This is a genomic window from Roseococcus microcysteis, from assembly GCF_014764365.1.
Classification (GTDB): Bacteria; Pseudomonadota; Alphaproteobacteria; order Acetobacterales; family Acetobacteraceae; genus Roseococcus; species Roseococcus microcysteis.
Genome location: NZ_CP061718.1, coordinates 2945776 through 2968717, shown reverse-complemented (window position 1 = coordinate 2968717; position 22942 = coordinate 2945776). Strand labels below are relative to the sequence as shown.

Genomic DNA, 22942 nt, shown 5'->3' with positions numbered 1-22942 from the left:
GCTGGACGACTGGCTGGACCGGCTGCCCGCCCCCCTCCCCAGCCCACGAGCCTTGTGGCGCTGGAGGCGCATTGCGCCGCCCTGCCGATGGAGGAGGTCGCGCGGCTCACCTTCTTCGCCGAGGGGCCGGACCCCCGGGCCGTGGCGCAGCGGCTGGCGCCGGCCGACCTGCCCCTGGAAGATCCCGATTTGCGCGCCCAGGCGCGCGCCCTGCTCTGCCGCCGCGTGCTGGCGGCGCTGACGGACCCTGCGCTGCGGAGCCGGCTGCCGGCAATGCGCCCCGGGCTGCGCCTGCTGCTCGACCTGCCACTGGCGGGATTGCCGGGCAGTCGGATGGTGGGCGGCGGCAGGAGTGGGCGGGCTACCCCCATCGCGCTGCTGCCGCTGGCCGCCCTGGCGGAGCCGCGCTTTCCCGCCCTCGCGCAGGGGCTGGCGGCGGCGGGCTGGCACACGGGCTTCGTCAGCAAGGATATGGAGGCGGCGGGGCTGCTCGTGGGCGGCGGATATGTGCTGGCCGCCCCTCCACCCGCGGCGCCGCCAGCCCTGCCACCCCTGGGGGATGCGCCGCGCTTCATCGCCCTCGGCCGCGACATCCCCGCCTGGTGCCGCGTGCCGGGCCAGTTGTGGGAGGTGCCGGCATGAGCATGGCCCTGAGCGGCCCCGAGGTCGGGCCCCAGGCCGAGGCGCTGGCTCTGGCCGCCCTGGTGCGCGACTGCGTGACCTCGGGCGTCGAACGGCGGGTGTTGCATCTGCGCCTCTCCGCCCTGCCCGAGGCGCTGCGCGAAACCCGGCACCGCCAGATGATCGACGAGGTGCTGGCCCCGGTCATGCGCCCCACCCGCGCCCGCCGCTTCGAACTGCCGGGCGGGGACCTCGTCATCGTCTCGCCCCCGCCCGGCCAGCACCTGGAGGAGGTGCACGCCGCCCTTTCCCGCCTGCTGCCGGAGGCGCCGGACGGGCCGCTCTCCACCACGATGCGGCTGCCAGTGGAGGGGGCACGGCTGCTCTCCGTGGTCGAGGGCGCGATGGGGCTGGTTTTGCAACGCGAATCGGCCTCCCCCTCCACGGTCCTGCCGCTGCCCTCCGCCACCGACCTGGACGCCGCCTTGCGCGCCCTGGCGACGGCCGACCTCGCCGCCGCGCTCCGCAACCACCCCATCTGGCGCCTGGGCGATGGCCAGGCCACGCCCACCCCGCTCTGGACCGAGACGCGCGTCCACCTGCCGGACCTGATGGAGCGGCTGCTGCCGGGCGCCTCGCTGGCGGGCGCGCCGGCGCTGGGCCGCCTGTTCCGCCGCACGGCGGAGCGCCGCCTGCTGGCCGAGCTCGCCCGGCCGCAGGTGGCCCGCGCCATGGACCCGGCCTGCCTGCCGCTGAGCCTCGGTTCCGTGACGGAGACCGAGGGGCTGCGCTTCGACGCCGCGCTGGGGCCCGCGGGGCGGGAGCAGCTCGTGATCTGCGTGCCGCTCTCCGACGTGCTGGCCGACCCCGCGGGGGCGGCGCTGGCCGCGCGGCTGGCGCGGGAACGCGGCTGGACCCTCGGCCTGGACGAGCTGGAGCCGTGGCACCTCGCGCGGATTGACCTGCGTGCGCTCGACCCTGGGCTGGTGCGGCTGCGCTTCCGCGCCGAATGGCTGGCGGGCAGCGTCGCCGAACGCGCCGCCCTCGACGCTGCCCTGCCCAAGGACCGCGACCGGGTGGTGCTGATGGGCGCCGACGCGCCGGTGGCCATCGCCTGGGCCTGGCAGCGCGGCATCACGGCCTTCATGGGGAAGGTGCTGGACGCGCGGCGTTGACCTGCGCGGCAAGCATGCCCGGGGGGTGTGCCGCGGAGCATGTCGGCGCATATCTGGGGCGTGACCCATGCCCTCGTCGTCGAAAATCTCGTCAAGCGCTACGCCCCCGGCCGCCCCCCGGCCGTGGACGGGCTGAGCTTCACCCTGACCGCCGGCACCACGCTCGGGCTGCTGGGCGGCAATGGGGCGGGGAAGACCACCACCATCGCCATGCTGCTGGGGCTGCTGCTGCCGACCTCGGGACGTGTGGTGGCTCTGGGGCATGACATGGCGACGGACCGCTTCGCGGCGCTGGCGCGGATGAATTTTTCGTCCCCCTACATCTCCCTGCCGCACAAGCTGTCGGTGCGGGAGAATCTGAAGGTCTATGGGCATCTCTACGACGTGCGCGGGCTGGATGCGCGCATCGCCCGCCTCGCCGAGGAATTGCAGCTGACCGACTTCATTGACCGCCCGGCCGGTGATCTTTCCGCCGGCCAGAAGACGCGCGTCGCCTTGGCAAAGGCGCTGATCAACACGCCCGCCTTGCTGCTGCTGGACGAGCCCACCGCCAGCCTCGACCCCGACACCGGCGACTGGGTCCGCACCCGGCTGGAGCGGTATCGGGACGAGACCGGCTGCGCCATCCTGCTGGCCAGCCACAACATGGCGGAGGTGGAACGCCTCTGCGGCCATGTGCTGATGCTCAAGCAGGGGCGGGTGGTGGATGAGGGCAGCCCGGACGACCTCATCGCCCGCTATGGCCGCGACGACCTGGAACAGGTGTTTCTCGACATCGCCCGCGGCACCCGCGCGGAGGCCCTGGCATGAACGCCGCCTCGCTGCGTCGCGTCTGGGGGCTGGTCTACAGGCACCTGGCCCTGTTCCGGCGTTCGCCGCCGCGCATCATCGAGCTGATGTACTGGCCCGCGCTGCAGATGGTGGTGTGGGGCTTCGTCACCGCCTATCTGGCAGGCCTGCAGAATGACGTGACCAGCATCGCGGCCGGCGTGCTGATCGGCGGCGTGCTGCTGTGGGAGGCGGCGCTGCGGAGCCAGATGGGCTTCTCCATCTCCTTCCTCGAGGAGATCTGGTCGCGCAACCTGGGCCACATCTTCGTCTCGCCCATCCGCCCGGCCGAGATGGTGGCGGCGCTGATGACCATGAGCCTGCTGCGCGCCATGGTGGGCGTGATCCCGGCCATGGGGCTGGCCTGGGTGCTCTACGCCTTCAACATCTTCTCCATGGGGCCGGTGCTGGTGGCCTTCTTCGCCGCGCTGATCCTGATGGGCTGGGCGGTGGCGCTGGGCGTGACCTCGCTGATCCTGCGCTATGGCGCGGGGGCGGAGGCGCTGGCCTGGTCGGTGCTGTTCGGCATCACCCCTTTCGCCTGCGTCTTCTACCCGGTGGCGGTGCTGCCGGTGTGGCTGCAGCCCGTGGCGCTGATCCTGCCCGCCGCGCATGTCTTCGAGGGGATGCGCGCCGCGCTGACCCAGGGCGTCATCGCCTGGGACCATCTGGCGGCCGCCTATGCGCTGAACCTCATCTGGATCACGGGCATGGCGGCGCTGTTCATGGGGCAGCTGCGCGGCGCGCGGGTGCGGGGCGCGCTGCTGAACATCGGCGAGTGAGCCTCACATGCCGATCGTCACCTCGCGGTTCTGGCGCAGGGTCGCCGCCGTCTCGCTGACGGCGCGGCCCACGCGGGCGGCCAGCAGCTTGCGGTCGGGCACGGTCTCAGGCGCGAAGGGCGCGTGCATCACCACCGTGACGCGGGTGCCGGTGCGGCGCAGCAGGCGCCAGGCGTGGCTCGCCGTCTCCATGTCGCCATACCAGGCGAAGAGGGGGCGGTCCCGCCGCCCCACCGGCAGCCCGCCCAGCCGGTCATAGACCAGGGTCACGGGCTGCACCTGCTGCGCCGCATTGGCCACGGCGAAGAAGCTGGAGCGGAAGGGCAGCACGCGGGCGCCGTCGCTGGTGGTGCCCTCGGGGAAGAGGATGAGGCTGTCGCCCGCTTCCATCCGCGCGCGCATCTCCTGCGCCTCGCTGCCCGTGCGGCCGCGGGTGCGGCTGACGAAGACCGTGCGCCCCAGCTTCGCCACCCAGCCGATGACGGGCCAGGTGCCCACCTCGCTCTTGCTGACGAAGCGGGCATCCAGCGTGGCGCCCAGCACCAATATGTCCAGCCAGGAGGAGTGGTTGGACACATAGAGGGTGCGCGGCGCCCCCGCCGGCCGGCCGATGACGCGCAGCTTCAGGCCGATCAGCCAGCACAGGGTGCGGTGGTAGAAGCGCGGAAAGGCGCTCTTGGCCGGACCGGGCAAGAGCAGCAGCACCGCCTGGATGGGCATGCACAACAGGGTGAAGACCAGCGCGGTCACCATCCGGCGCATGGCGCGCAGCCGGCCGCCTTCGGGCCGCTCGCCCAGCACGTCGTTCCAGATCGGCCCGGGAAGGCGCGGGCGGAAGCGCAAGGGGCGGCCGCGCCGCAGCCGGCGCGCGCCCGGGGCTGGCGTGCCGGCGGGGGCGCCGGTGAAGGCCGTGGCGTCGGAGGTCATCCGGGCAGCTATCCGCATCCATGGGGTCAAGGCAATGACGGGATGGCGACAAGATGATGAAGCCTGCCACCGAACCCGGGGTTGTCGCGCCCGGCGCGCAGGCCGCAATGTCGCGCGATGGAACCGGCCGGGAAACCCCTGCGAGTCGCGGTGCTGGGCGCGGGGCCGGCGGGCACCGCCATGGCCGCCCTGGCGGCCGCGCGGGGGCATGAGGCGGTGCTGTGGTCGCCGCGCGGCGGCGGCACGCGGCACATCCTGGGTTCGGTGACGACGCGCGGCGCCCTGGCCGGGCGCTGGCCGGTGCGCGTGGCGGCCGATCTCGGCCGGGCCATGGAGGGCGCCGATGCGGTGCTGATCTGCCTGCCGCCCGCCGTGCTGCCGGGCGGCGTGGTGCGGATCGCGGGCGCGCTGCGGGGTGATCCGGCGCTGATCTTCGCGCCCTCGGGCGGGCTGGCCGCGCTGCTGCTGCAACGGGAATTGCTGGCGCGGGGCGGCGTGCCGCGTATCGGCGCCCTGCCCGCCCTGCCCCTGCTGGCGCAACGCCATGGCGATGGCAGCCTTTTGGTGACGGGGCAGCGGCCGCGCCTCTGGCTGGCCGGGCTGCCGGCCGCCGCGGCGCCGGCCCTGGCGGCGCTGACCGGGCGCATCTTCGCCGTGCCGGTGGACCCGCTGCCCGACATGCTGGCGGCGGGGCTGGCCGACCCCATGGCCTTGGTCGGCGCCGCGCGGCTGCTGGCCCCCGCGCGGATGGAGGAGGCCCCGCTCCGCCTGCTGGCCGCCTTCGGGCGGGAGCGCGACGCGCTGGCCGCCGCCTGCGGGCGCGTGCTGCCGGGCCTCGATGAGCTGCTGGCCGGCACGGGCGCCTTGGCCGACCCGCCCCTGGCCGAGACCTTGCACGGGCTGGAATTCCTGGCCGCCTTGGGCCGCGCCACGCGCACACCCCTGCCGCTGCTGGGCGGGGCGCTGGCCATCCTGAAGGCGGGCATGGGGGGCGGGGCGTCCCCCCACCCGGTGCTGGCGGCGCTGGACGGGCCGACGCTGGCCCGCGCCTTGGGTTAGATGCGGATCGTCGCGCCCTGCGCGATGTCACCGCCCGCGACCAGGGACGCGATGGCCTCGCCCACCGCCTCGGGCTGGCGGATGGAGGCCGGGTCCTCGCCCGGGAAGGCGAAGGAGCGCAGCTTGGTGTTCACCGGCCCCGGGTCCAGCAGCGCCACGCGCAGCGGGGTGCGGGCGACCTCGGCCGCCCAGCAGCCCACCAGATGCGCCGCCGCCGCCTTGGCCGCGCCATAGAGGCCCCAATAGGCCTGGTCCGCCTGGCCGTCGGTCAGGAACAGGGCGCGCCCGGCAGGCGCGGCGCGCAACGGCGGGTCGCAAGTGCGGATCAGGCGCCAAGCGGCGGTGGCGTTCACCGCCAGGCTGTCCGACCAGTCCTTGGGCACGATATGCGCGGCCGGCGTCAGGCGGGCGAGATGCCCCGCCGCATGCACCAGGATGTCCAGCCGGCCGAAGCGTTCCACCAGCGAGGGGCCGATGGCGTCCATCTGGTCGGCCTCGCGGATGAGGTCGAGCGGCAGCAGGGTCGCGCTGCCGCCGATGGCGCGGATGGCGTCATCCGCCTCCTCCAGCGCGCCCTGGGTGCGGGCGGTCAGCACCACATGGGCGCCGCGCGCGGCCAGTGCCAAGGCCGTGGCGCGGCCGATCCCGCGCGAGGCGCCGGTGACCAGCGCCACCTGCCCCTTCAGTGTCGTGTCGTTCATGCGGGGATGGCGGCCTTGGCCTTGGATTCGGGCGCGTTGGACCAATCGGTCAGCGGGATGGCGTAGTCGCCGGTGAAGCAGGCGTCGCAATAGGCCGGGCTCGCGGCGTCACGCCCCGGGCGGCCCAGGGCGCGATACAGCCCGTCCAGCGAGATGAAAGCGAGGCTGTCCACGCCGATCAGCTTGGCCATGGCCTCCAGGTCATGCTGGGCGGCGAGAAGCTGCGCGCGCTCCGGCGTATCAATCCCGTAGAAGCAGGAATGGGTGGTGGGCGGCGAGGAGATGCGCATGTGCACCTCGGCCGCGCCGGCGTTGCGGACCATCTCCACGATCTTCTTCGAGGTTGTGCCGCGCACGATGCTGTCATCCACCAGGATCACGCGCTTGCCCTCCAGCATGGCGCGGTTGGCGCTGTGCTTGAGCTTCACGCCCAGGTGGCGGATCTGGTCCGTCGGCTCGATGAAGGTGCGGCCCACATAATGGTTGCGGATGATGCCGAGCTCGAAGGGAACCCCCGCCTCGATGGCATAGCCCATGGCCGCCGGCACGCCGCTGTCGGGCACGGGCACGACCACATCGGCCGCCACATGGCTTTCGCGGGCCAGTTCGGCGCCGATGCGCTTGCGCGTCTCATAGACGGGCGTGCCCTCGACCACCGAATCCGGCCGGGCGAAGTAGATGTATTCGAAGATGCAGAAGCGCGACGGGGCGGGCTGCATGGGGTTGAGGCTGCGGATGCCCTCGTCGTTGATGACGACGATCTCGCCCGGCTCGATGTCGCGGACGAATTCGGCGCCCACGATGTCCAGCGCGCAGGTTTCGCTGGCCAGCACCCAGCCCTCGTTCAGCTTGCCCAGCACCAGGGGGCGCACGCCCAGCGGGTCCCGCGCGCCGATCAGCGCGCCATTGTGCAGCGCCACCAGCGAATAGGCGCCCTGGACCTGCTTCAGCGCGTCAATCAGCCGGTCCACCACGTTGGAATAGAGGCTGATGGCGATGAGGTGGACGAAGACCTCGCTGTCCGTGCTGGACTGGAAGAGGCAGCCGCGGCGGACCAGGGCGCGGCGCAACTGGCCGGCATTGGTCAGGTTGCCGTTATGCGCCACGGCGAGGCCGCCGAACTCGAAATCCGCGTAGAGGGGCTGGACGTTGCGCAGCGCCGTCTCGCCCGTGGTGGCGTAGCGGTTGTGGCCGCAGGCGGCGGTACCAGGGAGGCCCGCCATCACCTTGGCATCGCCGAAGATGTCGCCCACCAGGCCGAGGCCGCGATGGGAATGGAACTCGCCCTTCTCGCTCAGCGCCACGATGCCCGAGGCCTCCTGGCCCCGGTGCTGCAGCGCATGCAGGCCGAGCGCGGTCAGCGCCGCGGCGTCCTTGCCGTTCCAGACACCGATGACGCCGCATTCCTCGTGGAAATGGTCGTCGTCATTCCCCAGGCCGTGGGGAGAGGAGAGGGTTTCGGCTTGGGGCATGCGCATGACCTTCAGATGCGGTCGCGGGCGGGCGGGCGCAACAGGTCATCCTGCGTGGGCATGCGGCGCTCGGGCGGTTCTGCTATGCGCGGGCGATACTCCTGCGGGAGGCGGTCCGCAAGCCAGCGCGCGCCCTCGACCACATAGGGCAGGGCCATGGCGTCCCGCACCGGCTCCGGCCAGCGGTCCACCGCCGGCACGAAGAGCCCGGCGATGACATAGGCCAGCACCGCCAGGAAGGCGCCGCGCGCCAGGCCGAAGAGGAAGCCCAGCGAACGGTCCAGCCCGCCCAGCGCGCTGTCCTGCACCCGGCCGGCGATGGCGTGGATGACCAGCTTCAGCACGATCAGCACCACCAGGAAGGTGCCGCCGATGACGATGGCATCGGCCAGCCAGTCGGGCTCCACCACGCCGGCCAGCAGGGGCGTGAGGCTTTCCTGGAGCGCGAAGGCCGCGAAGGCCGCGCCGATCCAGGCGGCCACGCCCAGGAATTCCTGCACGAAACCGCGCAGGAGGGAGAGGATGGCGGAAATCACCATCACGAAGAGGAGGACGCCATCGACCCAGGTCATGATGCGGCGCGGTATAGCCGGGGCGTCACCCCGCGTCACCCTTGGCCCCGGAGCGGCGCCGCACCGTCTGCGCCGCGAAGGGCGCGACCAGGTCCGCCAAGTGCCCGATCTCGGTCAGCCGCAGCCCCTCCACCGGGGCGGGCTGCTTGGAACCGCGCGCCACACGGCGCGGCAGCACGGCCTGGCCGAAGCCCAGTTTCTGGGCCTCCCGCAGGCGCTGCTCGGCCTGGGAGACCTGCCGGACCTCGCCGGAGAGGCCCACCTCGCCGAAATAGACGGCATCGGGCTCCGTGGGCCGGTCGGTCATGGCGGAGACCAGGGCGGCGGCCACGGCCAGATCCGCCGCCGGCTCGTTGATGCGAAGCCCGCCCGCGATGTTCAGATAGACATCGGCCTGGGCGAAGGTGAGGTTGCAGCGCGCCTCCAGCACCGCCAGCAGCATGTTGAGCCGCCCGCCATCCCAGCCCACCACCTGCCGGCGCGGCGAGCCGCCCGAGGAAGGGGCCAGCAGCGCCTGCACCTCCACCAGCACGGGCCGCGTGCCCTCCAGCCCCGCGAAGACCGCGCTGCCCGAGATGTTGCCGCGCCGCTCGGCCAGGAAGAGGGCCGAGGGGTTGGGGACTTCCATCAGCCCGCCCTCGGTCATCTCGAAGACCCCGATCTCGTCCGTGGCGCCGAAGCGGTTCTTCACCGCGCGCAGGATGCGGAATTGATGCCCTCGGTCGCCTTCGAAATAGAGGGTGGCGTCCACCATGTGCTCCAGCACGCGGGGGCCGGCCAGGGTGCCCTCCTTCGTCACATGCCCCACCAGCACCAGCGCGAAACCGCGGGACTTCGCCAGCCGGATCAACTCGTTGGAGCAGGCGCGCACCTGGGCCACCGTGCCCGGCGCGGAATCCAGCGTGTCCAGCCACATGGTCTGGATGGAATCGATCACCACCAGCGCGGCCTCGCGCTCATGCTCCAGCGTGGCCGTGATGTCGCGCAGCGCACTGGCCGAGGCCAATCCCATCGGGCTGTCGGTGAGCCCCAGGCGCTGGGCGCGCAGCCGCACCTGCGCCACCGCCTCCTCGCCCGAGATGTAGAGGACGCGCTTGCCCGCGCCGGCCATCCGCGCCGCCGCCTGCAACAGGATGGTGGACTTGCCGATGCCCGGGTCCCCCCCACCAGCACGGCCGAGGCCGGGACGAAGCCGCCGCCCAGCACGCGGTCCAGCTCCGCGATGCCGGTCAGGTGGCGGGGCGGGGGCGCGGTCTCGCCCTGAAGCCCCAGGATGGTGATGCCCTTGCCAGGCGGCGCCTTGGCGCCGGGGCCGGGTCCGGTGCGGGCGGCTTCCTCGACCAGGGTGTTCCATTCGCCGCAGCCATCGCAGCGGCCCTGCCACTTGGGATGGACGGCGCCGCAGGACTGGCAGACGAAGCGGGTGCGTTCCTTCGCCATCAGGCTACCGGGCCGGCACGGGTCGGGGTCGTCGCATCATGCCATGGCTCCCAGGCGTTCGGTTCCAGCATCGCGGAAATTTGCGGATTCGTCTTGGCATGCCGGGCTTGCATCGGCCCTCGCCAGCGGCCAGCCTTCCGGACAATAAACCGGAGGAAAAATCATGTCCTTGACCCGCCGCGCGGCGCTGATCGCGCCTGCCGCCACCCTGCTGGCCGCCCCCGGCATCCTGCGCGCCCAATCGGGCACCATCCGCGTCGTGGTGGGTTTTCCCGCCGGCGGCGGCGTGGACGCCCTGGCCCGCCCCATCGCGCAGCGCTGGAGCGAGCGGCTGGGCCAGCCCGTCGTGATCGACAACCGCGCCGGCAACAATGGCAACATCGCCATGGATTTCGTCAGCAAGGCGCCGCCCGACGGCAACACCCTGTTCCAGGGCAATGTCGGCAACTTCGCCATGACGCATGCGCTGTTCCCCAACCTGACCTTCGACACCTCGCGCGATTTCCGTTTCGTGGGGCAGATCACCCTGGGCCCGCTGGTCTTCGTGGTGAATGCCGACAGCCCCATCCGCACCGTCCCGGACCTGATCGCGGCGGCGAGGGCGCGGCCGGGCGAGCTGAATTTCGGCTCCGGCGGCTCGGGCGGCGTGCCGCATCTGGCCTTCGAGGTGTGGAAGCGCCAGGCCCGCGTGGACATCGTGCATGTGCCCTATCGCGGCTCCGCCCCCGCCCTCCAGGACCTGCTGGGCGGCCGCACGCAGATGATGCTGGACGGCTACAGCGTGGTGCGCGGGGCGCATGAGGGCGGGCGCGTGCGCGTCATCGGCATCACCTCGGCCGAGCGCCACCCGCAATTGCCGGACGTGCCGACGGTGCGCGAACAGGGCATGGACTGGGTCTTCGCCAGCTGGCAGGGCATCGCGGCGCCCACCGCCACCCCGGCGCCCATCCGGCAGCGGCTGGAGGACAACCTCCGCTGGGTCTTCGAGAACACCGACCTGCCGCGGACGCTCACCAGCCTGGGCACCTTCCCGCGCTTCGCCCCGGGGGCGGAGCTGGATGCCAAGCTGCGCGAGGACCGCGCCATGTGGACCTCGCTGGTGCGCGAGGCCGGCATCACCGCCGATTGAGGGCGGCAAGGGCGGGGCATGGCGCCCCGCCCCCACGCATATCAGTCCGCGAACTGGCCCGCGGCCTGGATCACCGGGCGCCAGCGGGCGATGTCCGCCTGCCAGAACTCGCGGTGGGCGGCGGGCGTCGCGCGCTCCTGCGCCACCGGGGCGGTGCCCAGCGCGGCGAAGCGCTCGATCAGCGAGGGCTCGCGCAGCGCGGCCTGCAGGGCCTGGGACAGGCGCTCCACCACGGGCGCGGGCGTGCCGCGCGGGGCATACATGCCGTGCCACACGCTGACCTCGAAGCCCGGCAGCCCGGCCTCGGCGGCGGTGGGCAGGTCACCCAGGGCCGACACGCGCTCGCGCGTCGTCACGGCATAGGCGCGCACCTGGCCAGCCGAGATCTGCTGGGTGGTGTTGGTCGTCTGGTCGCAGAGGATGTCCACGCGGCCGCCCATCAGGTCCGCCATGGCCGGCGCCGTGCCGCGATAGGGCACCGTGGTCAGCGGCACGTTCAGCGCCGACTGGAACAGCAGGCCGCAGAGGTGCGAGGCCGCGCCGATGCCGGCATTGGCGAGGTTGATGCGCTCACGGTCGCGGCGCACCACCTCGATCAGTTCCTGGAGGTTGTTGGCCGGGAAATCGCGCCGCGCCACGATGGTCATGGGCACTTCGGTGATGAGGCCGATGGTCTCGAACCCGTTCACCGGGTCATAGGCCAGGCGGCGATACAGGGTGGGGATGGTGCTCATCCCGATGTGGTGGACCAGCAGGGAGTAGCCGTCGGGCCGCGCCTGGGCCGTGCGCTGGGCACCCAGCGAGCCGCCGGCGCCCGCCACATTCTCCACGATCACGTTCTGGCCGAGATTGGCCGTCATCCCCTGGGCCACCAGCCGCGCCACCGTGTCGGTCGGGCCACCGGCCGCGAAGGGCACCACGATGCTGAGGTTGCGCGTCGGGAAGGACTGGGCCGAGGCGATGGCAGGGGCGGCCAGCCCAAGACCGAGCGCCGGCAGGGCGCGGCGCGTGAATTGCGACATGGAGGTTTCTCCCGGGGGGATTTCGAGGATGACTGGGGATGTTTTGGTTTCGCCCCCCAGGTTTGCAATAGGGCGTTTCGCCGCGCATAGGATGACCCATGAAGATCACGGCCCAAGACCTGCTGCGCCGGGGCGCGGAACGCCACCGCGCCGGCAAGGTGGAGGAGGCGGAGAGCCTCTACCGCCGCGCGCTGCGCCTCGCCCCCGGCCACCCGGATGCGGAGAACCTGCTCTCCGTCTGCGCCCTGCAACGCGGCGACACGGCGGCGGCGGTGGAGCATTCCGCCCGGGCGCTGGCCGTGATGCCCGACAGCGCCATCTACCTGGCCAACCATGGCGCGGCCCTGGCGGCCCATGGGATGCTGCCCGAGGCCGTGGCCACCCTCCAGGCCGCGCTGGAACGCGAGCCCGATGACGTCACCAGCCTGCGGAATCTGGGCCAGGTGCTGACCGCGGGCGGGCAGCCGGAAGCGGCGCTGGGCCCGCTGCGCGAGGCGCACCGGCTCGCGCCCGCCTCGCCCGAGGTGGCGCTGACCCTGGCCCACGCCGCCCACCAGGCGGGCGAGGCGGAGGAGGCGCGCGCCGCCGCCCAGGCCGTGAAGGGGCCGCTCGCCGCCCAGGCCGGCTTCCTGCTGGCCGCGCTGGGCGAGGCCCCCCTGCCCCCGCGGGCCCCCGCCGCCTTCGTGCGCGAGATGTTCGACGCCTTCGCCCCCCGTTTCGACCAGGATTTGGCCGAGGCGCTGGACTACCAGACCCCCGCCCTGTTGGCGGCGCTGCTGCAACCCGGCGCGCGCGGCCGCGTGCTGGACCTGGGCTGCGGCACCGGGCTTTCGGGCGTCGCGCTCAAGCCTTTCGCGAAGCGGCTGGAGGGGCTGGACCTCTCGCCCCGGATGCTGGACCGCGCCCGGGCGCGCGGCCTCTACGATGCTGTGCACGAGGCGGATCTGCTGGACTTCCTGCCCCGCCGCGCCGCGGCCTATGACCTGATCACGGCCGCCGATGTGCTGAACTATTTGGGCGACCTCGCCCCCGCCCTGGCCGCCATCGCGGCCGCGCTGAAGCCGGGGGGCGAGGCGCTGTTCAGCATCGAGACGGGCGCGGCGCAGGTGGAGCTGGGCCAGGGGCTGCGCTTCCGGCACGACCCCGCGCATGTGGCATCCCTGGCCGAGGTGGCGGGCCTCACGCCGCTGCGGCGCGAACCTGCGGTGCTCCGCCAGGAGAAGGGCGCCCCGGTGGAGGGCGCGCTGTTCCTGTTGCGCCGGCAACCTGCCCCGGGCTGATCGGTTAGCTCCCGAGATGCGGCGGCCCTCCGTCGCGCCAATTCATCGGAGGCAGCACATGGCGCGTAAAGCCAAACCCCTGAACCAGCAGGTCATCGTCATCACCGGCGCGACCTCCGGCATCGGGCTCACCACCGCCTGCATGGCCGCGAAGCGCGGTGCGAAGGTGGTCATGGCCGCCCGCAACGAGGAAGCGCTGGAGACCGTCTGCTCCGCCATCAAGGCCGCCGGCGGGCAGTGCACCACGGTCGTGGCCGATGTGGGCGTGCGCGAGGATGTCGCGAAGATCGCGGAGGTGGCCAACACCACCTATGGCGGCTTCGACACCTGGGTGAACAATGCCGGCATCGGCGCCTATGCGAAGCTCGAGGAGATGTCCGACGAGGACCACCAGAAGCTGTTCCAGACGAACTACTGGGGCGTGGTCTATGGCTCCACCGAGGCGCTCAAGACGCTGAAGAAGCGCGGTGGCACGCTGATCAACATCGGCTCGATCTCGTCCGAGATGCCCTCGCCCATCCTCAGCGCCTACACGGCGTCGAAGTTCGCGGTGAAGGGTTTCACGGACAGCCTGCGCCTGGAGATGATCCATGAGGGCAGCCCCGCGCGCATCACGCTGATCCAGCCCTCGGGCATTGACACGCCCTTTGGCGAGCACGCGCAGAACTACATGGACGAGAAGAGCCAGGTGCCGCCGCCGGTCTACGCGCCGGAGGTGGTGGCCAAGGCCATCCTGCACGCCGCCGTCCACCCGACGCGGGACCTGGTGGTGGGCGGCTGGGGCCGCTTCATGATCGCGCTGACGCGCACCGTGCCGCTGCTGGCGGACCAGGTGTTCAGCTTCGCCTTCTTCCGCACGGCGCGGCAGCCGGGCGTGCCAAAGCGCGACACGCCCAAGAACCTGCACAGCGCGGGCGAGGACGGCAAGCGCTATGGCGACCAGGGGCACACCTTCAGCAACAGCCTCTACACCACCGCGAAGATGTATCCCGTCACGTCGCTGGCGCTGATGACGCTCGGCGTGCTGGGGATCGCGGCGCTGTGCCGCGGCACGGCGCGGGAGAGCTACTGGGATTATGCGCGGCGCATGGCGAACCACTACGGGCATGATGCGGGCCGCTATCTGAGCAGCCACGCCCATGATGCCGGGCGCTATGCCAGCAGCCATGCCCGCGATGCCGGCCGCTACCTGAGCGACTATGCGGCCGACCATGGCTGGGGCCGTCAACGCGGCTGGATGCCCCGCTGGGACAACCGAAGCTGGTTCGAACGTGGGTATGACAATGCCCGCGACGCCGCCCAGCGGCTGCGGCACAGCGTCGGGTTGTAACCTTGTCGGGGCGCCTGATTCACCGTGGCGGATCAGGCGCCAAGGCTCAGACCCGGCGCAGCGGCACCCGCCAGGCCATCACGGCGGCCAAGGCCATGATGGCGGCGGCCCCCGCGAACATCGCGCGGTAGCCGCCCGAGAGGCCCGCCGCCATGGCGGCCCTCTCCAGCACCGGCAGCGCGGCGAGTGCCTCCCGCCCGCCGCGCAGCACGGTGGCGAAGCGTTCGGCCAGGACGGCATCGGCCAAGGCGAAAGTGCCGAAAATGATGGTGCCGAGAATGGCCGTCCCGGCCGCCGAGCCCAGGTTCCGCATGAACTGCACCGAGGCAGTGGCGACACCCAGTTGCGCCGGCCCCGCCGCCACTTGCACCGTGGTCTGCACCACGGGGAAGGAGGTGCCGAAGCAGAAGCTCACCACCCCCAGCACCCAGGGCAGCCAGGCCAGCGGGATGTCTTGCCCCACAAAGGCCAGCCCCGAGAGCAGCACGGCCGAGGCCGTCAGCCCGATGGAGGGCAGCAGCATGTTCCGACCCGTGCGCGCCATGAACTGCCCGGAGATCAAGGCGCCCACCCCGCCGCCCACGCTCATCGGCAGCAGCAGCACGCCGACCGTGGCCAGCGGCACATCCCGCACCGCATAGAGATAGAGCGGCAGGAAGGAGATCAGCGCCACCAGTACCCCCTGCACGCAGGCCGACAGGATGGAGAGGCGCCAGATGGCCGGGTGCGCCAGCAGGGGCAAAGGCAGCAGCGGGTCCGGCATCCGTCGCTCGACCACGCCCAGCGCCAGCAGGGCGCCCAGCGCCACGACCCCGAACACCGCCGCCCACACCGCCGCATCCCAGCGCAGGGCCTGGATGCGGTCCAGCATCAGCACCAGGGTCAGCACGAAGACGGCGAAAAGGAGGGTGCCCGGCAGGTCGAAGCGGAAGCCGGCGCCGGAGATGGGCCGGCGCGGCAGGGTATAGGCCGCGACCGCGCCCAGGATCACCAGTGGCAGCCCGGCGAGGAAGACGGCCGGCCAGCCGAAGGCCTGGGTCAGCCACCCGCCCGCCAGCGGCCCGGTGGCCGAGGCGCTCATGAAGCAGGCCACCAGGTAGCCCTGGTAGCGGCCGCGCTCACGCGGGGGCAGGCTCTCGCCGATCAGGGCCATGGCCAGCGTCAGCAGGGCGCCGCCGCCGAAGCCCTGCAGCAGGCGGGCGGCCAGCAGCGCCTCGAAGCTGGGCGCGAGCCCCGCGGCCAGCATGCCCGCCCCCTGCATGACGAAACCCAGCATCAGCATGCGCCGGCGGCCGAAGGCATCGCCCAGCCGGCCAAAGACCGGGGCGGCGATGGTGGCGGCGATGAGGTAGGCCACCACCACCCAGGAAATGCGCTCCACCACCCCGAACTCCGCCGCCATGGCGGGCAGGGCGGTGGCGGTGATGGTGGTGTCGATGGCCGGGATGAAGATGGCCACCGCGATGGTGGGAAAGGCCCGCAGGAAGGACCGCCGGGCTTCGGCGGGGGAGAAGGCGGGCGGGGGGTCATGCCCTCAGGCTACCGCGCTTCGCCCCATTTCGAGAAATTTGTCGCGCCGCCGGGCCTTTAGCGTGGGTCCGTCCAGTTTCAGCAGGGGGTCCAGCGCCGCCGCCACCGCATCGCCCACGCTGGCGAGCGTGGCGGCGGTGTCGCGGTGGGCGCCGCCCAGCGGCTCCGTGATCACGGTGTCGATCAGGTTGAGGCGCTTGAGGTCCTCGGCCGTCAGCTTCAGTGCCTCGGCGGCCTGGGGGGCCAGGGTGGCGTCGCGCCACAGGATGCTGGCACAGCCCTCGGGGCTGATGACGGAATAGATGGCGTGCTCCAGCATCAGCACCCGGTCGGCGGTGGCCAGCGCGATGGCGCCGCCCGACCCCCCCTCGCCGATGATGGTGGCCACGAAGGGCACCGGCGCCTCCAGCCCCGCCTCGATGGAGCGGGCGATGGCTTCCGCCTGGCCGCGCGCCTCCGCCTCGATCCCCGGAAAGGCGCCGGAAGTGTCCACGAAGGAGAGAATCGGCAGGTTGAACCGCCCGGCCAGCTGCATGATGCGCCTGGCCTTCCGGTAGCCCTCGGGCTTGGCCATGCCGAAATTGTGCTTCACCCGGGTTTCGGTGTCATGGCCCTTCTCGGTGCCCAGCACGGCCACCGGGCGGCCACGGAACCGGCCCAACCCGCTGATGATGGCCGCGTCCTCCCCGAAGGCACGGTCGCCGGCCAGGGGCGTCCAATCCTCGATCAGGGCCTCCACATAGTGCAGGCATTTGGGCCGCTCGGGGTGGCGGGCCACCTGGGCCTTCTGCCAGGGGGTGAGCTTGGCATAGGTCGCGGCCAGCAGCTTTTCTGCCTTGTCGCGGAGCTTCTCGATCTCCTCGTGCAGGTCGAGCCCGCCCGCATCCGTGGTGCGGCGCAGCTCCTCGAGCTTGCCTTCCAGCTCGGCGATGGGTTTTTCGAAATCGAGGAAGTGGCGCATGGGGGTGCCGCTTAGCCGAAACCCCGCGCGGCGGAAACTGCCGCCCGCGTGGGGTTGCATTCCCGTGACGCAATGCCCCCGCATATTGGCGCGGCCCCGGCCCGGACCTAGGATGCGCCCGCCTTTCACACCGCTTCAGGAATTGACCATGCCCACCCTCGCCAGTCGCCTCGCCGATGTCCAGGTTTCCGCTTCCGTCGTCATGGGGATGAAGGCGCGGGAACTGGCCGCCCAGGGCATCAAGGTCATCGCGCTGAACTCCGGCGAGCCCGATTTCGCCACCCCCGCCCATGCCATCGAGGCCGCCCACCAGGCGGCGCTGAAGGGCGACACCAAATATCCGCCCCAGGGCGGCACGCCGGCCTTCAAGGCCGCCATCCGCCGGAAGTTCAAGCGCGACAACAACCTGGACTTCTCGGATGACGAGATCCTGGTGACCAATGGCGGCAAGCAGGCCATCTACAACGCGCTGATGGCGACCCTCGACCCGGGTGACGAGGTGGTGATCCCCGCCCCCTACTGGATCAGCTACGCGGACATGGCGAAGGTGGCGGGCGGCGTGCCGGTCACGGTGAACTGCCCGCAGAACAACGGTTTCAAGCTGCGCCCGGAGGATCTGGAGGCGGCCATCACCCCCAAGACCAAGTGGGTGATGCTGAACTTCCCCAACAACCCGACGGGTGCGGCCTGCTCGCGCGCCGAGATGAAGGCGCTGGCCGATGTGCTGATGCGCCACCCGCATGTCTGGGTCATGACCGACGACATGTATGAGCACCTCGTCTATGACGGGTTCGAGTTCTGCACGATCGCCGAGGTCGAGCCCGGCCTGCGCGACCGCACGCTGACGGTGAACGGCGCTTCCAAGACCTATGCCATGACGGGCTGGCGCATCGGCTTCTGCGGCGGGCCGAAGAACCTCATCAAGGCCATGTTCAACATGCAGGGCCAGGCGACCTCGGGCGTCTCCACCATCGGCCAGGCCGCCGCCGCCGCCGCGCTGGACGGCCCGCAGGATCTCGTGAAGGAGCGTGCGGCCGAATACCTGGCCCGCCGCGACTTCGTGGTGGATGCGCTGAACCAGTGCCCCGGGATTGTCTGCCACAAGCCCGAGGGCGCCTTCTACGTCTTCCCGAACGTCTCGGGCTGCCTGGGCAAGACGACCAAGGCCGGCACGAAGATCACGACCGACACCGAACTCGCCATGGCCCTGCTGGAGGAGGCGCATGTGACGGTGGTGCAGGGCAGCGCCTATGGCATGTCGCCCTATATCCGCATCAGCTACGCCACCAACATGGGCGAGCTGACCGAGGCGATGGCCCGCATCAAGGCCTTCTGCGAGGCACTGCGCTGAGCATGGGGGTCGCCATCCGTCCCGGCCGCGATGGCGACGCCGAGGCCTTCATCCGCCTGATCCGCGACGCCTGGGCGGAGTTCCCCGGCTGCATCTTCGACCTGGACGCGGAGCTGCCGGAGCTTCGCGCGCTCGCCACCTATTTCGCCGGCAGCGGCGGGGCGTTGTGGCTGAGCGAGGATGGGCAGGGCATGGTCGCCACCCGTCCGCTGGGCGCTGATGATGCCTGGGAGATCTGCCGGCTTTATGTGGATGCGGGGGCGCGGGGCAGCGGCCTCGCGCACCGGCTGCTGGACACGGCCGAGGCCCATGCCCGCGCGGCGGGGGCCGAGCGCCTGGTGCTCTGGACCGACACGCGCTTCGACGCGGCGCACGCCTTCTACGAGAAGCGCGGCTATGTGCGGTCGGGCGCCATCCGCATCCTGGATGACCTCTCGAAATCGCTGGAATTCCGCTACGGCAAGCCGCTGAAGGGCCTGGTGGTGGAGGCGCTGGACGCGGCCGCCGCCGCCAGCGCGGAACGGCGGCTGGCCGACATCCTGATCGGCTGCGTGGCGGAGGGGGCCTCCGTCTCCTTCCTGCCGCCCATGTCGCGCGAGAAGGCGCGGGGCTTCTGGAAGCGCGTCAGCACCGAGGTCGCGCAGAACCACCGGCTGCTGCTGGTGGCCTGGCTCGATGGCGTGCTGGCGGGGACGGTGCAGCTGCATCTGGAAAGCCAGGAGAACCAGCCCCACCGCGTGGAGGTGGAGAAGCTGCTGGTGGACCCGGCGCTGCGCCGGCGCGGCGTGGGCACCGCCCTGGTGCGCCGTGCCGAACAGGCGGCCGAGCGGCTGGGCCGGAAGCTGCTCACGCTCGACACCCGCGGCGGCGAGGCGGGCGAGGCGCTCTACCGCCGCCTGGGCTGGCGGGAGGCCGGGCGCATTCCACGCTGCGAACTGGATGCGCGGCGCGAGAAGCAGGACGTGGTCTTCTTCTTCAAGGAGGTCCCCGCATGATCAGCCCCGCCCATGTCCGCGCCATGGCGGCCTACAATGCGGAGATGAACCGCCGCCTCTACGACGCGGCCGCCACGCTGACGGACGCCCAGCGGCGCGAGGATGGCGGCATCTTTTTCGGCAGCATCCACGCCACGCTGTGCCACCTGCTCTGGGGCGACAGCATCTGGATGAGCCGCTTCGCCGGCTGGGACCGGCCGGCGGGTGGCATCGCGGAAAGCACGCGGCTGGTCGAGGAATGGGACGCGCTGCGGGCGGCGCGCGCCGCGATGGATGCGCGCATGCAGGGCTGGGCGGCCGCGCTGACGCCGGCCGATCTCGAAGGCGACCTGACCTGGTTCAGCGGCGCCACGGGCCGCGAGATGCGCCGGCCGCGCTGGCTGCTGGTGACGCATCTGTTCAACCACCAAACGCATCATCGCGGGCAGGTGCATGCGCTGCTGACGCGCTTCGGCGCGAAGACCCAGGACACGGATTTGCCCTGGGTGATCGCGGAAGCAGACTGGAGTTGAGCTTGGCGCGTGATTCACGCCTCCGGGCGTGCCGCCCTCCGACGATCACGCGCTACGGCGTCTTCAGCGTCAGCCCGCCATCCACGATGATCTCGGCGCCCGTGACGTATTTCGCCTCGTCCGAAGCCAGATACAGCGCCGCATAGGCGATGTCCCAGGCATCGCCCATCCGCCCCATCGGCGGCTGCGCGTTGCGCTTCGCGATGATGCCCGCCACATCGCCGCCCGTGCGCTGGCCGGCGAGGCGCGCCTCGACCAGCGGCGTGTGCATCAGCCCGGGTGTGACGACATTGCAGCGCACGCCCTGCGGCGCGTAGCGAACCGCGATCATCCGGCTCAGCGCCGTGACACCCGACTTCGATGCCGCATAGGCCATCAAATCATTGCCGATGTTCCGGTGCGCCGCGACCGAGGAGAGGTTCACGATCGCCCCGCCCCCCTGCTTCACCATGATGGGCAGGACCGCGCGGGTGGAGAGGTGCACATAGTGCAGGTTGTGGTGGAACTGCTTGTGCCACATCTCGGGCGTCAATTCCTCAGGCCCGCCGGGCACGCTGCCGCCCACATTGTTCACCAGGATGTCGATGCGCCCGAAGGCGGCCATGGTGGCCTCCATGATGCGCGTGATCTCGGCTTCCTGCGTGACGTCGGCGGCGAGGGCGAAGGCCTGCCCGCCCTCGGCCGCGATCATGGCGGTGGTCTCCTCCGCCGCCTCCATCCGGTAATCCACGCAGGCCACCTGCGCGCCCTCGCGCGCGAAGAGGATGGCCATGGCGCGGCCATTGCCGACGCCCACGCCGACCGAGCCCGCGCCCAGGATCAGGGCGCGCTTGCCCGCCAGCCGCCCGGCCATCACGCATTCCCCCCGCGAAGCCAGGCAATCAGGCGCCCCAGCCCCTCGCGCATGTCCACCTCGGGCTTCCAGCCGATGGCGGCCTGCGCCTTCTCATGCGCGATGCGGAAGGCGCCGCCGGAGGTCAGGCGCACCTTGCCCGGCTCCTCCCCCACGAAGCGCGGCGCGGGGCCGCCGCCGGCCAGTTCCGTCACCAGCTCCACCAGCTCCTTCGTCGTGATGGGCGCGGGGCCGGAGCAGTTCACCGCCACATCGCTGGCCGCACTCTCGAAGGCCATGCGGTTGGCGCGGGCGAGGTCGCCCACATAGACGAAGTGCTTCGTCTCGCTGCCATCGCCGAAGATTTCGGGCGGCTCGCCTTTGGCCAGCTTCTCCAGCGTCTCGATGATGTAGAGGGCGTTGGCGGCGCGGTGGTGCTGGCGCTCGCCATAGACCGTCGAATAGCGCAGCACGACATGCGGCAGGCCGTGCTTCCGCGTGTAGGTGCGGCAGAGCTGCTCGCCGATGATCTTGGTGGCGCCGTAGAGGATGGCGGCGGGCGGCGCGCCCTCGCTGAAGAAGGGCGTGGTCTCGACCAGGTCGCCCTTGATGCCCGGCCCATAGCCATAGACCGCGTTGGAGGAGGCGAAGACCACCTTCTTCACCCCGCGCGCCGAGGCCGCCTCCAGCGCGTTCTGCACGCCGCGGATGTTCACGTCCAACCCGCCCCAGGGGTCGCGGTCCATGTTCAGCGTCATGTAGGCGGCCAGCAGCAGGGCGCCGTCCATGCCCTCCATGGCGGCGAGCAAATCCGCCATGCGCATCACGTCACCGCGGATCACGGACAGGCGTGGGTTGTCACGCAGATGCGCCACGGCCGTCTCGGCGCCCATGGAGAAATTGTCGAAGAGGCGCACCTCGGCGGCACCCGCATCCAGCAGCTCCGCCGCCGTGGCGGACCCCACCAGGCTGCCGCCGCCGATGATCACGAAACGCCCGCCGGACACTGGCACAGAAGCCACGCTCTTCCTCCATCATTCCCTTGCTTGGCGGGAAGGATGGAACCGTTGCGGCCTCAGGGCAATGGCGCCTCGGCCCATTGCACCGCCCAGGAACGGCGGCGCGCGCAGACACCGGGCGCGGCAAAATCATAGAGGATGAGGGCATCGTAATGCTGCACGCTGTCATCCGCCCGCAGGACGTAGCTTGCGCGCCAGCGCACCAGCGCGGTCATGCCGGTGAAGTTCAGCACCTCCGTCATGCCCCGCATGTCGCGCTGCCCGCCGATCTGTTTTTCCAGATGCGCCAGGATGGCCGCGCGCCCACGCAGCGGGGCAAGCTGGGGCGAGGTGTAGTACTCGGCATCCTCGGCGAAGCGGCCCTCGAAGGCGTCCATCGCGCCCTCGGCCACGCCGCGCCGGATGGCGGCGAGGAATTCCTCCACCCAATCCGGCACCATCATCGCCAGTCCAGCGCGGGCAGGGAGACAAGCGGCATGCGCGCGGCCATCAGCCGGCGGTTCCGCAGCTCGATGGGCACGTCCAGGCGCGGCGGCCCGCCCTCGGGCGGGATGCGCGAGGTCAGCATCACCAGCGCTCGCAGCGGCCCCACCATGTCGGGGGACACCAGGCCGGATTCCGACAGCGTGCTGACCGCCTCGGCCGCATGGGTGACGGAGAGGCCGCCATAGCCCTCGGGCTGCAGGCTGCGGTCCAGGTTGAGCTGCCCGCTGAACTGCGCCACCACGCGGCCGCTGCGGAATTCCAGCCGGTCCACGCGCAGCTGCCCGCCCGCCGCCTTCCACTGCGCGGCCGTGCCTTGCAAGGGGACGTTCACCCGCGCCTCGATCCCCGCCTGCTCCACCGGCGGCAGGCCCGCAGCCTCGACACGCCCGGCCGCCAACTCCAGCCGCCCGCCCTCGATCCGCCCCGAGACCGCCTGGGCCGCCATGCCCGGCAAGGCGAGGCTTTCGGCCGCCACATCGGTCCCAGCATAGGGCAGGCGGGCGGAGAGGCGCAGCCCCTCGGTCACCACCGGCGTCACCCCGCCGGCATGGCGCAGCGCCTGCGCCCCCGCGAAATCCGCGCGCAGCACGCCCCAGGGCGTCACGCCGATGCGCAGCACCACCTGCTCGGCCTGCCAGCCCAGGCGCGAGGGCGCGTCCACCACCACGTCGCGCAGCCGCAGTTCGGCTTGCAGGGGAAAGCCGCCGCGCGTGGGGGCGGCGTGGCGGATGCGCCAGCCCTCGGCCTCGCGCGCCTGGCGCCAGGCGGTGAGTTCCGTCTCCAGCCGCGAGGTCGCGAGGTGCCAGGCCCCCGCGACCAGGCCCACCACCAGCACCGGCGCGACAGCGGCGCGCACCCACCATTTTCCTGCCATGGGTTTGGGCTTAACCCGGTCCCGTCCGACAAGCAAAGGCCGCG

22 protein-coding genes and 1 pseudogene are annotated in these 22942 nt (G+C 71.7%); 11 read left to right on the top strand and 12 right to left on the bottom strand.

Going from position 1 to position 22942, the window contains the following annotated elements; translation table 11 throughout:
* Window positions 1–54: 54 nt before the first annotated feature.
* Genes ICW72_RS14285 through ICW72_RS14270 form a run of 4 tightly spaced genes read left to right on the top strand, consistent with a single transcriptional unit; the run spans window position 55 to window position 3406 of the window.
* Window positions 55–642 (top strand): hypothetical protein, encoded by a 588-nt coding sequence (locus tag ICW72_RS14285; RefSeq protein WP_191083325.1) that lies wholly within the window; start codon window positions 55–57, stop codon window positions 640–642.
* A complete protein-coding gene (locus ICW72_RS14280; RefSeq protein ID WP_191083324.1) occupies window positions 639–1796 on the top strand; it encodes a hypothetical protein in 1158 nt (385 codons plus the stop codon). Before ICW72_RS14285 ends, ICW72_RS14280 begins: the two co-directional genes overlap by 4 nt.
* Before the next feature lie 60 nt (window positions 1797–1856).
* Window positions 1857–2606 carry an ABC transporter ATP-binding protein gene (locus ICW72_RS14275; RefSeq protein WP_223880598.1) on the top strand — a complete coding sequence of 250 codons (750 nt, stop codon included), beginning with the start codon at window positions 1857–1859 and terminating at the stop codon, window positions 2604–2606.
* Window positions 2603–3406 (top strand): ABC transporter permease, encoded by an 804-nt coding sequence (locus ICW72_RS14270; protein ID WP_191083322.1) that lies wholly within the window; start codon window positions 2603–2605, stop codon window positions 3404–3406. The genes ICW72_RS14275 and ICW72_RS14270 overlap by 4 nt, the downstream gene beginning before the upstream one ends.
* A 3-nt stretch (window positions 3407–3409) precedes the next feature.
* Here ICW72_RS14270 and ICW72_RS14265 read toward each other — a convergent pair whose 3' ends face one another.
* Window positions 3410–4333 (bottom strand): lysophospholipid acyltransferase family protein, encoded by a 924-nt coding sequence (locus ICW72_RS14265; protein WP_191083321.1) that lies wholly within the window; start codon window positions 4331–4333, stop codon window positions 3410–3412.
* A 117-nt stretch (window positions 4334–4450) separates the two neighbouring features.
* Between ICW72_RS14265 and ICW72_RS14260 the strand changes: the two genes are divergently transcribed.
* Complete coding sequence (locus ICW72_RS14260; RefSeq protein ID WP_191083320.1) at window positions 4451–5392, top strand: NAD(P)-binding domain-containing protein; 942 nt, start codon at window positions 4451–4453, stop codon at window positions 5390–5392.
* Here ICW72_RS14260 and ICW72_RS14255 read toward each other — a convergent pair.
* From ICW72_RS14255 to radA, 4 genes and pseudogenes are all read right to left on the bottom strand, one after another.
* Window positions 5389–6093, bottom strand: coding sequence for an SDR family NAD(P)-dependent oxidoreductase (locus ICW72_RS14255; RefSeq protein ID WP_191083319.1), 705 nt, complete (start codon window positions 6091–6093; stop codon window positions 5389–5391). The two genes, ICW72_RS14260 and ICW72_RS14255, sit on opposite strands and share 4 nt — an antisense overlap.
* Window positions 6090–7571: an amidophosphoribosyltransferase gene (purF, locus tag ICW72_RS14250; RefSeq protein ID WP_191083318.1), complete on the bottom strand. Its 1482-nt coding sequence runs from the start codon at window positions 7569–7571 to the stop codon at window positions 6090–6092. The genes ICW72_RS14255 and purF overlap by 4 nt, the downstream gene beginning before the upstream one ends.
* Window positions 7572–7576: 5 nt before the next feature.
* Window positions 7577–8137 carry a CvpA family protein gene (locus tag ICW72_RS14245; protein ID WP_191083317.1) on the bottom strand — a complete coding sequence of 187 codons (561 nt, stop codon included), beginning with the start codon at window positions 8135–8137 and terminating at the stop codon, window positions 7577–7579.
* Window positions 8138–8162: 25 nt separating this feature from the next.
* Window positions 8163–9577: pseudogene (gene radA / locus ICW72_RS14240) on the bottom strand (DNA repair protein RadA).
* Window positions 9578–9740: 163 nt separating this feature from the next.
* Between radA and ICW72_RS14235 the strand changes: the two are divergent.
* Window positions 9741–10706, top strand: coding sequence for a Bug family tripartite tricarboxylate transporter substrate binding protein (locus tag ICW72_RS14235; RefSeq protein WP_191083316.1), 966 nt, complete (start codon window positions 9741–9743; stop codon window positions 10704–10706).
* A gap of 41 nt (window positions 10707–10747) precedes the next feature.
* Here ICW72_RS14235 and ICW72_RS14230 read toward each other — a convergent pair whose 3' ends face one another.
* Window positions 10748–11728, bottom strand: coding sequence for a tripartite tricarboxylate transporter substrate binding protein BugD (locus ICW72_RS14230; protein WP_191083315.1), 981 nt, complete (start codon window positions 11726–11728; stop codon window positions 10748–10750).
* A gap of 98 nt (window positions 11729–11826) precedes the next feature.
* On the opposite strand from ICW72_RS14230, the gene ICW72_RS14225 reads away from it, so the two are divergent.
* Window positions 11827–13008, top strand: coding sequence for a methyltransferase domain-containing protein (locus ICW72_RS14225; RefSeq protein WP_191083314.1), 1182 nt, complete (start codon window positions 11827–11829; stop codon window positions 13006–13008).
* Between the two features lie 58 nt (window positions 13009–13066).
* The gene (locus ICW72_RS14220) at window positions 13067–14338 is read left to right on the top strand and encodes an SDR family oxidoreductase (protein ID WP_191083313.1); all 1272 of its coding nucleotides are present in this window, start codon (window positions 13067–13069) and stop codon (window positions 14336–14338) included.
* A gap of 46 nt (window positions 14339–14384) precedes the next feature.
* Here ICW72_RS14220 and ICW72_RS14215 read toward each other — a convergent pair whose 3' ends face one another.
* Both ICW72_RS14215 and ICW72_RS14210 read right to left on the bottom strand, forming a co-directional pair.
* The gene (locus tag ICW72_RS14215; protein ID WP_191083312.1) at window positions 14385–15797 is read right to left on the bottom strand and encodes an MFS transporter; all 1413 of its coding nucleotides are present in this window, start codon (window positions 15795–15797) and stop codon (window positions 14385–14387) included.
* A 75-nt stretch (window positions 15798–15872) separates the two neighbouring features.
* Window positions 15873–16829 (bottom strand): acetyl-CoA carboxylase carboxyltransferase subunit alpha, encoded by a 957-nt coding sequence (locus ICW72_RS14210; protein WP_191083311.1) that lies wholly within the window; start codon window positions 16827–16829, stop codon window positions 15873–15875.
* A gap of 148 nt (window positions 16830–16977) precedes the next feature.
* Here ICW72_RS14210 and ICW72_RS14205 point away from each other — a divergent pair, with 148 nt between their 5' ends.
* From ICW72_RS14205 to ICW72_RS14195, 3 genes are read left to right on the top strand one after another with little or no spacing between them, the layout of a single operon-like run.
* Window positions 16978–18180, top strand: coding sequence for a pyridoxal phosphate-dependent aminotransferase (locus ICW72_RS14205; protein ID WP_191083310.1), 1203 nt, complete (start codon window positions 16978–16980; stop codon window positions 18178–18180).
* Between the two features lie 2 nt (window positions 18181–18182).
* Window positions 18183–19175 carry a GNAT family N-acetyltransferase gene (locus ICW72_RS14200; protein WP_191083309.1) on the top strand — a complete coding sequence of 331 codons (993 nt, stop codon included), beginning with the start codon at window positions 18183–18185 and terminating at the stop codon, window positions 19173–19175.
* On the top strand, window positions 19172–19687 hold the full coding sequence (locus ICW72_RS14195; RefSeq protein WP_191083308.1) for a DinB family protein: 516 nt from the start codon (window positions 19172–19174) through the stop codon (window positions 19685–19687). The genes ICW72_RS14200 and ICW72_RS14195 overlap by 4 nt, the downstream gene beginning before the upstream one ends.
* A 52-nt stretch (window positions 19688–19739) precedes the next feature.
* Here the strand turns inward: ICW72_RS14195 and ICW72_RS14190 are convergent, their stop codons facing one another.
* From ICW72_RS14190 to ICW72_RS14175, 4 genes are read right to left on the bottom strand one after another with little or no spacing between them, the layout of a single operon-like run.
* Window positions 19740–20540: an SDR family NAD(P)-dependent oxidoreductase gene (locus tag ICW72_RS14190; RefSeq protein ID WP_191083307.1), complete on the bottom strand. Its 801-nt coding sequence runs from the start codon at window positions 20538–20540 to the stop codon at window positions 19740–19742.
* Window positions 20540–21541: an NAD-dependent epimerase/dehydratase family protein gene (locus ICW72_RS14185; protein ID WP_191083306.1), complete on the bottom strand. Its 1002-nt coding sequence runs from the start codon at window positions 21539–21541 to the stop codon at window positions 20540–20542. Before ICW72_RS14185 ends, ICW72_RS14190 begins: the two co-directional genes overlap by 1 nt.
* Window positions 21542–21594: 53 nt before the next feature.
* Window positions 21595–21981, bottom strand: coding sequence for a nuclear transport factor 2 family protein (locus tag ICW72_RS14180; RefSeq protein ID WP_191083305.1), 387 nt, complete (start codon window positions 21979–21981; stop codon window positions 21595–21597).
* Window positions 21978–22880 (bottom strand): DUF2125 domain-containing protein, encoded by a 903-nt coding sequence (locus ICW72_RS14175; RefSeq protein ID WP_191083304.1) that lies wholly within the window; start codon window positions 22878–22880, stop codon window positions 21978–21980. The genes ICW72_RS14180 and ICW72_RS14175 overlap by 4 nt, the downstream gene beginning before the upstream one ends.
* Window positions 22881–22942 lie beyond the last annotated feature (62 nt).

Excerpts from the sequence above, each read along its gene's own strand:
- ICW72_RS14280 (WP_191083324.1), top strand. The coding sequence starts at position 639 with ATGAGCATGGCCCTGAGCGGCCCCGAGGTCGGGCCCCAGGCCGAGGCG.
- ICW72_RS14270 (WP_191083322.1), top strand. The coding sequence starts at position 2,603 with ATGAACGCCGCCTCGCTGCGTCGCGTCTGGGGGCTGGTCTACAGGCAC.
- ICW72_RS14265 (WP_191083321.1), bottom strand. The coding sequence starts at position 4,333 with ATGACCTCCGACGCCACGGCCTTCACCGGCGCCCCCGCCGGCACGCCA.
- ICW72_RS14260 (WP_191083320.1), top strand. The coding sequence starts at position 4,451 with ATGGAACCGGCCGGGAAACCCCTGCGAGTCGCGGTGCTGGGCGCGGGG.
- ICW72_RS14255 (WP_191083319.1), bottom strand. The coding sequence starts at position 6,093 with ATGAACGACACGACACTGAAGGGGCAGGTGGCGCTGGTCACCGGCGCC.
- purF (WP_191083318.1), bottom strand. The coding sequence starts at position 7,571 with ATGCGCATGCCCCAAGCCGAAACCCTCTCCTCTCCCCACGGCCTGGGG.
- ICW72_RS14245 (WP_191083317.1), bottom strand. The coding sequence starts at position 8,137 with ATGACCTGGGTCGATGGCGTCCTCCTCTTCGTGATGGTGATTTCCGCC.
- ICW72_RS14235 (WP_191083316.1), top strand. The coding sequence starts at position 9,741 with ATGTCCTTGACCCGCCGCGCGGCGCTGATCGCGCCTGCCGCCACCCTG.
- ICW72_RS14230 (WP_191083315.1), bottom strand. The coding sequence starts at position 11,728 with ATGTCGCAATTCACGCGCCGCGCCCTGCCGGCGCTCGGTCTTGGGCTG.
- ICW72_RS14225 (WP_191083314.1), top strand. The coding sequence starts at position 11,827 with ATGAAGATCACGGCCCAAGACCTGCTGCGCCGGGGCGCGGAACGCCAC.
- ICW72_RS14220 (WP_191083313.1), top strand. The coding sequence starts at position 13,067 with ATGGCGCGTAAAGCCAAACCCCTGAACCAGCAGGTCATCGTCATCACC.
- ICW72_RS14210 (WP_191083311.1), bottom strand. The coding sequence starts at position 16,829 with ATGCGCCACTTCCTCGATTTCGAAAAACCCATCGCCGAGCTGGAAGGC.
- ICW72_RS14205 (WP_191083310.1), top strand. The coding sequence starts at position 16,978 with ATGCCCACCCTCGCCAGTCGCCTCGCCGATGTCCAGGTTTCCGCTTCC.
- ICW72_RS14200 (WP_191083309.1), top strand. The coding sequence starts at position 18,183 with ATGGGGGTCGCCATCCGTCCCGGCCGCGATGGCGACGCCGAGGCCTTC.
- ICW72_RS14195 (WP_191083308.1), top strand. The coding sequence starts at position 19,172 with ATGATCAGCCCCGCCCATGTCCGCGCCATGGCGGCCTACAATGCGGAG.
- ICW72_RS14190 (WP_191083307.1), bottom strand. The coding sequence starts at position 20,540 with ATGGCCGGGCGGCTGGCGGGCAAGCGCGCCCTGATCCTGGGCGCGGGC.
- ICW72_RS14180 (WP_191083305.1), bottom strand. The coding sequence starts at position 21,981 with ATGATGGTGCCGGATTGGGTGGAGGAATTCCTCGCCGCCATCCGGCGC.